Annotated in this window: 10 protein-coding genes and 1 pseudogene; 5 read left to right on the top strand and 6 right to left on the bottom strand. The window is 55.4% G+C overall.

Annotated elements, in window-relative coordinates; all coding sequences use genetic code 11:
- Nucleotides 1–223 precede the first annotated feature (223 nt).
- Nucleotides 224–2,677 (top strand): heavy metal translocating P-type ATPase, encoded by a 2,454-nt coding sequence (locus BG910_RS00855; RefSeq protein ID WP_089035208.1) that lies wholly within the window; start codon nucleotides 224–226, stop codon nucleotides 2,675–2,677.
- Between the two features lie 86 nt (nucleotides 2,678–2,763).
- Nucleotides 2,764–2,886: pseudogene (locus tag BG910_RS00850) on the top strand (DUF4149 domain-containing protein); the annotation flags it as partial.
- Between the two features lie 142 nt (nucleotides 2,887–3,028).
- Here BG910_RS00850 and cysD read toward each other — a convergent pair.
- The 4 genes from cysD to BG910_RS12045 form a co-directional block, all read right to left on the bottom strand.
- Entirely contained in the window at nucleotides 3,029–3,943 is a 915-nt protein-coding gene (cysD, locus tag BG910_RS00845) for a sulfate adenylyltransferase subunit CysD (protein WP_089035206.1), read from the bottom strand.
- A 177-nt stretch (nucleotides 3,944–4,120) separates the two neighbouring features.
- The gene (locus BG910_RS00840; protein WP_089035205.1) at nucleotides 4,121–5,602 is read right to left on the bottom strand and encodes a subtype B tannase; all 1,482 of its coding nucleotides are present in this window, start codon (nucleotides 5,600–5,602) and stop codon (nucleotides 4,121–4,123) included.
- A gap of 127 nt (nucleotides 5,603–5,729) precedes the next feature.
- Nucleotides 5,730–6,179, bottom strand: coding sequence for an MliC family protein (locus BG910_RS00835; protein WP_123805841.1), 450 nt, complete (start codon nucleotides 6,177–6,179; stop codon nucleotides 5,730–5,732).
- 162 nt (nucleotides 6,180–6,341) lie between these two features.
- A complete protein-coding gene (locus BG910_RS12045) occupies nucleotides 6,342–6,551 on the bottom strand; it encodes a hypothetical protein (RefSeq protein ID WP_123805840.1) in 210 nt (69 codons plus the stop codon).
- On the opposite strand from BG910_RS12045, the gene fdhD reads away from it, so the two are divergent.
- Together fdhD and BG910_RS00825 are read left to right on the top strand one after the other, a co-directional pair.
- On the top strand, nucleotides 6,550–7,347 hold the full coding sequence (fdhD, locus tag BG910_RS00830; RefSeq protein WP_089035203.1) for a formate dehydrogenase accessory sulfurtransferase FdhD: 798 nt from the start codon (nucleotides 6,550–6,552) through the stop codon (nucleotides 7,345–7,347). The two genes, BG910_RS12045 and fdhD, sit on opposite strands and share 2 nt — an antisense overlap.
- A gap of 225 nt (nucleotides 7,348–7,572) precedes the next feature.
- Nucleotides 7,573–8,487 carry a formate dehydrogenase accessory protein FdhE gene (locus BG910_RS00825; RefSeq protein ID WP_157693995.1) on the top strand — a complete coding sequence of 305 codons (915 nt, stop codon included), beginning with the start codon at nucleotides 7,573–7,575 and terminating at the stop codon, nucleotides 8,485–8,487.
- A 412-nt stretch (nucleotides 8,488–8,899) separates the two neighbouring features.
- Here the strand turns inward: BG910_RS00825 and BG910_RS00820 are convergent, their stop codons facing one another.
- Together BG910_RS00820 and BG910_RS00815 are read right to left on the bottom strand one after the other, a co-directional pair.
- The gene (locus BG910_RS00820; protein WP_089035201.1) at nucleotides 8,900–9,469 is read right to left on the bottom strand and encodes an SGNH/GDSL hydrolase family protein; all 570 of its coding nucleotides are present in this window, start codon (nucleotides 9,467–9,469) and stop codon (nucleotides 8,900–8,902) included.
- A gap of 317 nt (nucleotides 9,470–9,786) precedes the next feature.
- Nucleotides 9,787–10,044 carry a hypothetical protein gene (locus tag BG910_RS00815; RefSeq protein ID WP_089035200.1) on the bottom strand — a complete coding sequence of 86 codons (258 nt, stop codon included), beginning with the start codon at nucleotides 10,042–10,044 and terminating at the stop codon, nucleotides 9,787–9,789.
- Between the two features lie 532 nt (nucleotides 10,045–10,576).
- Here BG910_RS00815 and aceE point away from each other — a divergent pair.
- Entirely contained in the window at nucleotides 10,577–13,246 is a 2,670-nt protein-coding gene (gene aceE / locus BG910_RS00810; protein WP_089035199.1) for a pyruvate dehydrogenase (acetyl-transferring), homodimeric type, read from the top strand.
- Nucleotides 13,247–13,278 lie beyond the last annotated feature (32 nt).

Raw genomic sequence — 13,278 nt, 5'->3', positions numbered from 1 at the left:
AAAATAATTATTTTGAGATTTATCATTAGTAAAATTATTTTATTTATATATTGATATAAAACAAGATTTATTAAAAATTTCTAAAATTTATTCGGGTTTAAATTTATCCAATCAGGGTATTGTAAGTTTGTTGTAAAGCGGCATCACTTTTGCCGCAGCTTTTTATACATAAATTTCAGACGGCCGCAAAATGCCGTCTGAAAATTAAAAAAAACGGTCTGTTATGACGAAAAAAACCTGTTTCCATTGCGGCTTGGATGTGCCGGAAAACATTCATCTGCCCGTGGTTTACGAAGACGAACCGCGCGAGACCTGCTGCGCGGGCTGTCAGGCGGTGGCGCAGAGCATTATTGATGCGGGTTTGGGCAGCTATTACAAGCAGCGCACCGCTGATGCGCAGAAAGCGGCGCTGCCGTCCGATGAGGTGTTGGCGCAGTTGAAGCTGTACGATTTGCCCGAGGTGCAGGCGGATTTTGTCGAGGCGGATTCAGGCGGCCGCCGCGAGGCGGTTCTGATGCTGGGCGGGATTACCTGCGCGGCCTGCATTTGGCTGATCGAGCAGCAGCTTTTGCGCCTCAAAGGCGTGATCCGCGTGGATTTGAACTATTCCACCCACCGCGCCCGCGTGGTTTGGGACGACAACGCCGTCGCGCTTTCGGATATTCTGCTGCGGATCCAGTCAACGGGTTATACCGCCGCGCCGTATGACGCGCAAAAGGTCGAGGCGCAGCATCAGAAAGAGCGCAAACAGTTTATCGTACGCCTTGCAGTGGCGGGGCTGGCGATGATGCAGACGATGATGTTTGCCGTGCCGACTTATTTTTACGGCGGCGACATCGAGCCGCTTTATCTGGAAATCCTGCATTGGGGCGGCTTTCTGATGGTGCTGCCGGTGGTGTTTTACGCCGCGATGCCGTTTTACAGGGGCGCACTGCGTGATTTGAAAAACCGCCGCGTCGGCATGGATACGCCGATTGCGCTGGCGGTTGTGATGACGTTTGCCGCGGGCATTTACAGCCTGATTTCCAATGCGGATCAGGGGATGTATTTCGAGTCGATCGCGATGCTGGTATTTTTCCTGCTCGCGGGGCGGTTTATGGAACAGACCGCGCGGCGCAAGGCGGGCGATGCGGCGGAACGGCTGGTCAAGCTTGTTCCCGCGTTTTGCCATGTATTGAAAAATTATCCGGCTGACGAAACGGCGGAAGAGGGCGTGGTGGCGAAGCTGCAACGCGGCGATGTCGTGCTGGTGAAAGCAGGCGAAGTGATTCCTGTGGACGGCACGGTGTTGGCGGGCGAGAGCGAAGCCAACGAAGCCATGCTCACGGGCGAGAGCCTGCCCGTCGCCAAGAGCGCTGGCGCGAAAGTGACGGCGGGAACGCTCAATGCCGCCGGCCCGCTGATTGTACGCACCGAGCAAACAGGCGGCGAAACGCGCCTGTCGCACATCGTCAAACTGCTCGACCGCGCGCTGGCGCAGAAACCGCGTGCGGCGGAATTGGCGGAACGCTACGCCTCGTCGTTTGTCGTCGGCGAGCTGGTGCTGGCCGTGCCCGTATTTATCGGTTGGACGCTTTACGCCGATATGCAGACCGCGCTGTGGATTACCGTGGCGCTTTTGGTGATTACCTGCCCGTGTGCGCTTTCGCTGGCCACGCCGACCGCGCTGGCAGCGGCGACGGGCGCGCTGGCGGGTAAAGGCGTGTTGGTCGGCGGGCGGCAAAGTTTGGAGACGCTGGCGCAGATTAACGATGTCGTGTTCGACAAAACCGGCACGCTGACCCGTGGCGAGCCGGGCGTTTTCCGCATCGTGCCCTTAGGCCGTCTGAACATTTCAGACGGCCTTGCAACGGCGCAGGCGCTGGAGCAGCAGTCGGAACACCCGCTTGCCAAAGCCATTTTGCGCCACGAAATTCCAGACGGCCCCAAGCCCGAAATTACCGTCGCGCAGCGGATAAACCGCATCGGCCACGGCGTCAGCGCCAGCCTGACCGTCAACGGCGAAAGCCAAATCTGGTCGCTCGGGCGCGCTGAATTTGTTGCCGAAATTGCAGGCCGTCTGGAAGAAACCGCCGTCCCCGAACACGACGGCACGGTCATTTATCTTGGCAACCAACAAGGTTTTCAGACGGCCTTTCTGCTCGCCGACGAAATCAAAGACAGCGCCGCCGATGCCGTTGCCGCCCTCAAAGCGCAGGGCTTGCGGCTGCACCTTTTGAGCGGCGACCGCCAAGTTGCCGCCCAAACCGTTGCCGACACGCTGGGTTTGGACGAATGCCGCGCCGAAGCTGCGCCCGAAGACAAACTCGCCTATGTCGAAGCCTTGCAGCGGCAAGGGCGAAAAGTGTTGATGGTCGGCGACGGCATCAACGACGCGCCCGTATTGGCTAAGGCCGACGTTTCCGCTGCCGTCGCAGGCGGTGCCGACGTCGCTCGCGACGGCGCCGATGTCGTGCTGCTCAACGACGACTTGCGCATCCTGCCCGAAATGCTCGCAAAAGCCGTGCAAACCCGCCGCGTCATCCGCCAAAATTTAAGTTGGGCCGGCGCCTACAACCTCATCGCCGTACCGTTGGCCGTATTCGGCTTCGTCACCCCGTGGATCGCCGCGCTGGGCATGAGCCTCAGTTCGCTGGTGGTGGTGGGCAACGCCGTGCGTTTGGCGAAGCGGCGGTAGGGTTGTTTAGGAATTGGGGGATATAGAAAAAGGCCATCCGGAAACCGCGTTCTTCAGAATTTTCAGACGGCATCGAAAGGAAAAATATGCACAAAACTACCACCGCCCTTGCCGCCGTTTGGCTGGGGATGCAGATTATGGCCGGCTATATCGCCGTACCGGTACTGTTTCACAATCTGCCGAAAATGCGGGCGGGCGCGATTGCGGGGCAGTAGCCGCAGGCCGGATGCTTGAATCCGACATTCAAAAAGATCTAACCGTATGGTAAAGACAAAGCAGAGGCCGTCTGAAAATATTTCAGACGGCCTCTGCTTTGTTTGCAAAACCTAAATCTTTTTTTAAAACATAAGGTTAGAAATAACCCGCTTTTTTGCGTTCTTCCATCGCCGCTTCGGAAACGCGGTCGTCCATGCGGGTGGCGCTGCGTTCGGAGATGGTGGCTGCGGCGGTTTCGGCGATGATGTCTTCGGGCGTGGCGGCGGTGCTGGCGACGGGGCAGGTGCAGGAAATGTCGCCGACGGTGCGGAAGCGCACGTCGCGGATTTCGGAAACGTCGCCGTCGCGTTTGGGCGTGAGCGGGGTCACGGGAACGAGCAGGCCGTTGCGCTCGACCACTTCGCGTTTGTGGGTGTAGTAAATCGGCGGCAGGGCGAGTTTTTCACGGGCGATGTATTGCCAGATGTCGAGTTCCGTCCAGTTGGAAATCGGGAACACGCGCATATTTTCGCCTTGGAACAGGCGGGTGTTATACAGCGACCACAGTTCGGGGCGCTGGTTTTTCGGATCCCATTGGCCGAATTCGTCGCGGAACGAGAAAATGCGCTCTTTGGCGCGCGCTTTTTCCTCGTCGCGGCGCGCACCGCCCATCAGCGCATCGAAGCCCTGTTCTTCGATGGTTTCGACAAGAGTCACGGCCTGCGCGGCGTTGCGCGAATCGGTTTCGCGGCGCAACACGACGGTGCCGCGTTTGATGGAATCTTCAACGCTGCCGACCACCAGCTCGACGCCGGTGCGCGCCACGGTTTCGTCTCGGAACTGAATCACTTCGGGATAGTTGTGCCCCGTATCGACGTGCAGCAGTTTGAACGGCAAAACCAGCGGGCGGCCTTCGATTTTGAAGGCTTTGACGGCGAGGGAAAGCAGCGCCACGGAATCTTTGCCGCCGGAAAACAGCAGCGCGGGATTTTTGGCTTCGGCAATCACTTCGCGGATGATGTAGATGGATTCGGCTTCGAGCCAGTCGAGGTGGCGGTTTTGAATGGACATGGTTGCTCTTTGCGGTAGTAGGGATTTTGATGCAGGTACTATAAAGAGGCCGTCTGAAAAAGGGAAAGAATGGTTGGTTTGGTGTAAAGATGTTTTCGTTATATGTTGGCAGGCCGTCTGAAAATTTTGTTTTCAGACGGCCTTAACCTTTTCGGTTTTTGCAGATTTCAAACGGCCTCAGCCGCTGATTTTCTTCATCCAGTCAAACAGCTCGTCCAAGTCGTAATCGCCGCCGTGGCCGACGCCCCACGGCAGGGCGTAATCGACGGTATAGCCGTTGTTTTGCAGTTTGGCGGCCAGAACGGCAGAGACGGCAAGTGAAGTGTCGCGGTCGTCGGTGCCGGCGCGGATGCGCCAGTTTTGCGGGATTTTGACGTCGGAACGGCCGATGTAGTGCAGCGGGTTCATCAGATTGACGGTTTCGGCGTCGGCGCTTCGGGCGTTTCTAAAGGTGCTGCTTCGGGCGGAAAACGCGGTGAAATGGCGTTTGTCGTCGGTCGCGCTTCCAAAAAGCTGGTTTTCGCCCGTACTTAAATCCACTCCGTCAAAGGCGGGCGGGGTTTTCTGGCGGCCGGCGGCGCGGGCGTATTTCCGAAAGTCGGCCGATGCGGCTTTGCCGTTTTTCACGGTCAGCCAGTCCGGTTTGCCCAAGTCTTTGCCCTCGTCGAGCCGGCGCTGCGCCGACTGTACCAAAAGGCTTTCGATGTGGCGTTTGAAACTGCCGTTGCCGTCTGAATCCAGCGTCAGCGCTCGGCCTTGCGCGTCTTTGAGTTTGAGGCTGTTGAGGTAGGCGGGATAGAGCGGTTTGAGGCGGTCGGAAAGGTTTTTTTCGGCGTCGGTCAGCGTTCCTGGTACCAGCTCGCGTTTGACGTTGTAGTCGAGCATGGTGATGTTCATTTTTTTGTAGTCGTTGACGCCGTTAAACTGCCATTCGTAAGCCATATCGGCGTGTTCCAAATCGGTAATCGGACAGTAGGCGGAAACGGCGAAAATACTGTCGTCGGCTTCGGCTGCGCCCAATGCTTTCAGACGGCCTTCGTAATCGCGGCTGCTGCCGCTGGCGCCCAAAAGCGCGGAGAGTGCGCCGCCGGCGCTGGTGCCGTTGGAGATGATTTTCTGTGCGTTGCCCGCCATCACTTTATCGTTGGCTTTCAGATAGCGCACGGCGGCTTTCAAATCCACAATCGCAGCCGGTGCTTTGCCGTCGGCTGTGGTGCGGCCGCGGGCGCCGGGCGAGGCGACGACGTAGCCTTTGGAAAGGGCGAGCAGCGCGGCGTTGGGTGATTTGGGGCCGTTCGGATCGCCGCGCTTGCCTTCGAGCGCGGGTTTGCCCGGTTCGGCGGGCATATAGCCGCCGATTTTGTTGGGAAAGAATACCGGCGCGGTTTCTGCGGTGTAGCCGTTGATGCTGCCGCCGTTGTAATAGGCTTCGGGTATGTAGATATTGATGGTTTCGTAGCGGGTATCGGTAGGACGTGCGACGTAAACGATGCCTTCGAAAGCGCGGAATTTCACGGTTTGGCCGTTGGCTTCGATACTTTGCGAAGTAGATTTCTGTTTGGAAAAATCCAAGTCGTAGGATTTTCCGGTTTTGGGCGCGGCGCAGGCGCATAATGCGGCTGCGGAGGCGGTCAGCAGAAAGCGGGCGGGGCGGTTCATGACAATTCTTTCAAACGGAAAGATAACGGGAAACGAAGTTACGCCGGCTGCGGTGGGCTGTCAAATGTGAGGCCGTCTGAAAAGTAGTGAACACATTTCAGACGGCCTGTGGATTTTAAAACGAGGTTTAGCGGATGCGGCAGGTGGTTTCTACAAAATTACCGTAAGGGTCGGTCAGACTGAGGATGCCGCTGCCGCCTTTTTGGTGCCATTCGGTGCGCTTGCCGTAGAAGCCGTTGCCGGCGGTGTAAAGCTCGCCGGAGGCAGCACGGCTGCGGTTCAGCGTGATTTCTTGGCCGACGGTATCGACGAAGAGGTTGATGCGGTCGATGCCGGCGCTGTATTTCACGGTGGCGGTCATGCCGTTGCGGCATTCAAAACGGCGGTCGGGCGTTTCGCGGCGGTCCTGGCGGCGTTGTTCGCGTTCGCGCACGCGGTCGTAATCGCGGTCACGCTTGTAATCTTGGTCGTAACTGCCGTTGCCGTTGTAGTCGCGATCGTAATAATCGTCGTAGGCGCAGGCGGAAAGGGAAACGGCCAATGCGGCGGCTAATGCCAATAATTTTACGGTTTTCATCGCAAGCTCCTTGCTTAGCTGTTGGAAAGGGCTTTCATTGTAAGAGAGGGCGGCAGCGGCGTATTTCCGATTAATCAGATTTTGCATACGGTTGGAAAAAGTTTTCACAAAATATACGGATTTGTTGTTTGGGTGAGACGCTTACCGGGACTTTTTGGCAATTTATCCGCAAAGCACGGTTTGAAGCGGAAAAATGCCGGGCAAGGCGGAAAGTGCAGCGAGGCCGGATCCCTGCCGGTATTTCCGATGCAGCAGCCGTGTTTTTTCCGCACGAATTTTGCCTCGTGATGGAATGACAATAGCCTTAAGGTGTAAACGATGCGGCGCAGCGGTATAATGCCGTTTTCCATTTTTCAGACGGCCCGATGCCATGCCCGCGCCTTTCCAAACCCGCCGTGTTTACCGCGCCGTTTCAGACGGCCTTAGCGGGGAAACCGATTTCATCGCCGAAGAAACCGCCGTTGCGCTGGTTTACAACGGTATTTCCCACGTCGTTTTGATGGCGACGCCGCAGGATTTGGATGTACTGGCGCTGGGCTTCAGTCTGAGCGAGGGAATCTTAAGCAGCCCCGCCGAACTTTACGGTCTTGAAACCGTGGAAACTTGCGACGGCATCGAAATCCAGATGGAAATCGCCTCCGCGCGTTTTCAAAACCTGAAACAGCGCCGCCGCAACCTCGCGGGGCGCACGGGCTGCGGCCTTTGCGGTATCGACAGCCTTGCGGCGGCCAAACCGCGGGTCAGCCCGCTGGCGCGTTCCCAGACAATCAAAGCCGCCGACGTGCGCGCTGCGTTGGCCGAACTCGGCAGCCGCCAGCCGATACGCAACCAAACCGGCGCCTCACACAGCGCGGCGTGGGTGGAAAACGGCAAAATCGCCGCCGCTTTTGAAGACATCGGCCGCCACAACGCGCTTGACAAACTCATCGGCTACGGTGCGAAAAACGGCCTAGACTGGGCGCAGGGCTTTGCGCTGGTGTCCAGCCGCGCCAGCTACGAAATGGCCGCCAAAGCCGCCGCCGTCGGCATCGGCTGCCTCGCCGCCGTCTCCGCCCCGACCGCGCTGGCCGTGCGGCTGGCGGAAGACGCAGACATGACTTTGATCGGTTTTGCCAACCCGCAGCGGTTTACCGTGTACAGCGGTGAAGAATGGGTTGAGGCCGTCTGAAAAAAGTGGTGGGTTGGTTGGGCTTCAGTTGTAGGCTGGGCTTCGGCCCAGCAAAATCAAGCGGAAAACTCAATTTCTTGCTGGACCGAAGCCCAGCCTACGCCAGAAGTTCAACCTACAACCGAAGCCACATAACAACGGCTAAAAAACAACCCCAAACCCCGTCCCCAAAATCCTTTTCAGACGGCCTTCATGCCGTCTGAAAACAATCACAAGGAACGCCGAATGAACACCCCCGTCAAACCTGCCATTGAAAAAGGTCTGTTTCACACACCGTTTTGGCTCGTGCCCGAGAAAGACGTTTTCGCCGCGCGCGCCGTGCGTTTTCAGGAATTGGCGCAGGCCGAAAAGAGCGAGTGGCGGCTTTATTTGGAACTGCTCGCCGCGCTCTGTAACGCGCAGGCCGTGGTTGCCGCGCGGCACGACATTGCGCTGCCGAAGCTGAACACCGGCGAAACCGTGTTGCCCGAGGCGTTTCAAGGCAATGTGCCGTCTGAATTTTTCGCCGTATTCACCGGCCTCATCGCGGAAATGGACGGCAAAACCAACCATACCGCCGCAGCCGAATTAGGCCGTCTGAAAAAACTCGACCGCAGCGAGGCCGAAGCGCTGGCGCAGCGCGTGCTGACCGAAAACACGGCAGACACCGACCGTGCCGCCGAAATCTGGGTGCAGGCCGCCTTGCAGATTGTATGGACGGCTTGGGCGGCGCAGCTTGGCGAAGACGATGTTCCGCCCGTCGAAGAGCGCGTGCTTTGCCCCTGCTGCGGCACGGAAGCCGTCGGGAGCGTCATCCTAATCCGCGGCGATCTGGCGGGTTTCCGCTATATGCACTGCCCGCTCTGCAACAGCCGCTGGAACGCCCTGCGCGCCAAATGCCCGACCTGCGGCGATGCGGGCAATGTGCGCATCTGGCAGTTCGACCAAAAAGCAACCCCCGACCTTGCGCCCGCTTACACCGCCGCCCACGCGGAAAGCTGCAAATCCTGCCACAGCTACCGCAAACTCTACCGCTTGGACGAGCAACAGTACGCCGACCCCGTTGCCGACGATTTGGCGACGCTGGGGCTGGATATGGCGGTGGGCGAAGAAGGGTTTGGGCGCGGCGGCACGAATCCGTTTTTGCTGCTGGGGGCGTGAGCGGTACAATGTTTGTCGGGTCGGTTTTGGGGTTTTGTCGTGAAATAACTTGAAAATCGAACTGCTGGGTTTCAGCCCCGCAACATGAGCCGGCTTGCCGGGCTGAAGCCCGGCCTACACCGTTGGTTTTGAGGATTTGACTGTATAAAACTCAGGTCGTCTGAAACTTTCAGACGGCCTGAGACCTTTGCAAAATTCACAAATATTGTTCAAAGGTCGTCTGAAACGTCAAATCCGTCATTCCCGCGCAGGCGGGAATCCAGAAGTTTGGGTTGGGTAATGCTTTTAAAACAAGCAGTTGCTAGGGCTTAGCTTTCTGTATTCCCATCTGCGCGGGAATGACGTTTACACATTTACGGATTTGATTTGTTTTTGCAAAAGTCCTAGCCTTTATGCTTTCATCAGTTTTTCATTAAGATTTCACTTGTTTCTTAACGGCTTCTACTACCGCTTCGCCCAAAATCCGGCTGCCCGCTTCGTTGAAATGCAGGCCGTCGTAGACCATCAGCGCGGTTAAATCCTGTTTGTACATCAAACTGTATAAATCATTGACAGAAAAGCCGTATTCCGCCGCCAACGCCTCGGCGGCGAGGTTGCGTCCGTGCAGATCGGCGAGGTAGCGGCGCGAAGGTTTGACGAGGTTGTGTACGCCCTCTAAAAACGGCGTGCTGTTTGCCCAGATGACGTTTGCGCCGGTTTGTTTGAGATGGTCGAAAATCTGCACAAGATTGCGGCGGTAGGCGGCGGGGTCGGTGATGGGGCGGGTTTTGTTGGCATCGATGCGGATGTCGTGCAGGCCGCAGTTGAGGTGGACGGTATCGCCTTTACCTGCGCCCGCCGTCCATGCAGCGATGTTTTGCGCGACTTCGCGCGAGGATTGGCAGTTTTCGGGCGGAGAAACAATGGTTTGTTCGGGAAGTGCGGCGCGGACGTGCGGCTCATAACCGAGCCGCACGGAATCGCCGATGAGGTAAAGCGTCATGTGGATTTCCCTTAGTTACAGTGAAATAAAATAAAAAATCTACTTCGTTGGCTGCGGCCGGGCTCAAAGAGGACGATTCACTAAGGCGCCGAAGTGCCAAGTTCATCTGTCCCGTACTACCCGTATTGTCCGCGCCTTGCCGTCTTGTATCTTTCTTATTTTATTTCACTGTATTTGTCATTTGTCTGTATTTGTTTGGTTTGAACGGCAGGCGTTCTGCAGAACAGAGGCCGTCTGAAAAAGTGATTTTATGAGTTACTTTTTCAGACGGCCTTAATTTGGCTCAAGTTTTGGACGGAAAATCGGCGACGTTCTGCTTACTTTTTGTTTTGTTGATAAAAATCAATTAACTGCTTGGCTTGCAGCATAGGCAGGCCAAAGCGGTCGCTGACAGCTTTGATGTCTTTGATTTCCGTACCCGTCAGGTTTTCGCCGACCCATTTTAGGTTGTCGGGGTTGCTTCTGATTTTTTCGTAATAAGCCTGCTTGCGTTTCCAGTTGCGCGACCAGACCAGAAGCGCGGTAAAAACGACGAGGCCGAGCAGGAGGTAGTTCATGAATTTCATCATTGCCATGAAGAGGGCTTTCTTACGTTAAAGAAGTTGGAGGGGCGGATTATAGTTCATTTTGATTGTTACAAAGACAAAGATTTCCAATGGTGTGCCCAGTGGTTTTTATACGGTCTTTGGGTTTGAAGGAAATTTGCAGGATTCGTACATGTTCGGAAAAGCGTGTTTTGATTCGTTTTTATTTAAATTTGTTCGTTTTGTCAATGTGTGAAGACATTTATTATCTATGCCGAATGTTGTTGCTGATGCCGCACAGGATTTTCTTTCTTTCTTTACTTGGCTTTTGTCATAAAATACCGTTTGTCTGTTTGCCAGCGCCCTGAAATACTGATAGGATTTCAGTTGTGCGGAAAGATGAAGCCGGTGTGGCCTGTTTTGATTTTTAAATGTTATCTAGTTGTTTAAACTTTAAAAAACAGTATTTGCCGGATGAGTAATTTCCAATGTGTTCGTTTTTGAAAATTAAAAATTTAAAAACGAAAAAATATGAATCGGTTTAGACAGGCCGATATTCGCAACCCAACACAAGGATGATGATATGTCCACCCAAATGCACGATGTTGATCCGATTGAAACGCAGGAATGGTTAGACGCGCTGAGCTCCGTTTTGGAAGCGGAAGGCACGGAACGCGCCCACTTCCTGCTTGAACAGCTGGTGAAATATACCCGCCGCCGCGGCGTCCATATGCCGTTTGACGCTACGACTGCTTATTTGAATACGATTCCGGTCGGTAAAGAGCAGCGTTCGCCGGGTAATCACGAGCTGGAGCACCGCATCCGTGCGGCCATCCGCTGGAATGCCGCCGCTATGGTACTGCGTGCCGGTAAGAAAGATTTGGAACTGGGCGGACACATCGCATCCTTCCAATCTGCCGCTACTTTGTATGATGTCGGCTTCAACCACTTCTGGAAAGCCAAAGGTGAAGGCGAAGAAGGTGATTTGATATTTGTACAAGGCCACGCTTCGCCCGGTATTTACTCACGCGCTTATGTGGAAGGCCGTCTGACCGAAGAACAACTCGACCATTTCCGTCAGGAAGTAGATGGTCAGGGTATGCCTTCTTACCCGCATCCGCACCTGATGCCTGATTTCTGGCAGTTCCCGACCGTATCTATGGGCTTGGGCCCGCTGATGGCGATTTATCAGGCACGTTTCCTGAAATATTTGGATTCGCGCGGGTTGAGTAAAACCAAAGGCCGTAAAGTCTGGGTATTCTGCGGCGACGGCGAGATGGATGAGCCCGAAAGCCAAGGCGCGATTGCATTGGCTGCGCGCGAGGGTTTGGACAACCTGATTTTCGTCATTAACTGTAACCTGCAACGCCTCGACGGTCCGGTTCGCGGCAACGGCAAAATCATCCAAGAATTGGAAGGTAACTTCCGCGGTGCCGGTTGGAACGTGTTGAAAGTCATCTGGGGCCGCCGTTGGGACGCACTGTTGGCAAAAGACACCGACAATCTGCTGAAACAGCGTATGGCCGAAGTGTTGGACGGCGATTACCAAACCTACAAATCCAAAGACGGCGCGTATGTCCGCGAACATTTCTTCAATACGCCCGAACTGAAGGCTTTGGTTGCCGATATGTCCGACGACGAAATCTGGGCGTTGAACCGCGGTGGTCACGATCCGCACAAAGTGTACGCGGCTTATTATGAAGCTGTGAACAATCCGGACGGCCGTCCGACCGTGATTTTGGCGAAAACCATTAAAGGCTACGGCATGGGCGCTTCCGGCGAAGGCCAAAACGTTGCCCACCAAGCCAAGAAAATGGATGTGAACTCGCTGAAACAGTTCCGCGACCGCTTCAGTATCCCTGTTACCGACGAACAAATCGACAGCGGTAACCTGCCTTACTACCGTTTCCCCGAAGACAGCGAGGAAATGAAATACCTGCGTGAGCGTCGCAACGCTTTGGGCGGTTATCTGCCGCAGCGTAATCCGAACAACGAGCCGCTGCCCGTTCCTGCGCTGGAAGTATTCGATACCCAACTGCAATCCAGCGGCGAGCGCGAGTTCTCAACCACCATGGTGTTTGTGCGCATCCTTTCTACCTTGTTGAAAGACAAACAAATCGGCAAACGCATCGTTCCGATCGTTCCCGACGAAAGCCGTACTTTCGGCATGGAAGGCATGTTCCGCCAATACGGTATTTGGAACCCGAAAGGCCAGCAATACACCCCGCAAGACAAAGATCAACTGATGTTCTACAAAGAATCTGTCGACGGTCAGATTCTGCAGGAAGGTATTAACGAGCCGGGCGCGATGGCCGACTGGATTGCCGCAGCGACTTCGTATGCAAACAACCGCTACGCTATGATTCCGTTCTACATCTACTACTCAATGTTCGGTTTCCAACGCATCGGCGACTTGGCTTGGGCGGCAGGCGATATGCACGCACGCGGCTTCCTGATCGGCGGTACTGCAGGCCGCACTACGCTCAACGGCGAAGGTCTGCAACACGAAGACGGCCATAGCCAAATCCAGGCCGACCTGATCCCAAACTGCGTTTCTTACGATCCGACTTTCCAATACGAGCTGGCAGTCATCATTCAAGACGGTCTGCGACGCATGTATGCCGAAGATGAAGACGTGTTCTACTACCTGACCGTAATGAACGAAAACTACGTTCACCCGGCCATGCCGCAACGCAAAGGCATCGAGCAGGAAATCATCAAAGGTATGTACCTCTTGAAAGAAGGCGGCAAAGGTGACAAGAAAGTGCAACTGATGGGTTCGGGCACCATTCTGCAAGAAGTCATTGCCGGCGCCGAACTGCTGAAAGCCGATTTCGGTGTGGAAGCCGACGTTTGGTCTTGTCCGTCATTCAACCAGCTTCACCGTGATGCGATTGAAGTCGAACGCTACAACCGTCTGCACCCGTTGGCCGAGAAAAAAGTACCGTTTGTTACTGCCCAGTTGCAAGGTCACGAAGGCCCTGTAGTCGCGGCTACCGACTACATCCGCAGCTTCGCCGACCGCATCCGTGCCTACATCCCCAACGATTACCACGTTTTGGGTACCGACGGTTTCGGCCGTTCCGACAGCCGTGCCAACCTGCGCCGCTTCTTCGAAGTTGACCGCTACAACGTCGCCGTTGCCGCATTGAGCGCGCTGGCAGACCAAGGCAAAATCAGCAAAGAAACCGTTCAGCAGGCTATTGAGAAATACGGCATTGCGACCGAAGTTGCACCGAGCTGGAAACGCTGATGTGTTTTTCAGACGGCCCAAGCGTGATAAAG

The sequence above is a fragment of the Neisseria chenwenguii genome (assembly GCF_002216145.1).
Taxonomy (GTDB): domain Bacteria; phylum Pseudomonadota; class Gammaproteobacteria; order Burkholderiales; family Neisseriaceae; genus Neisseria; species Neisseria chenwenguii.
The sequence above is the reverse complement of the archived record's forward strand: the minus strand, read 5'-3'. Positions and strand labels throughout refer to the sequence as shown.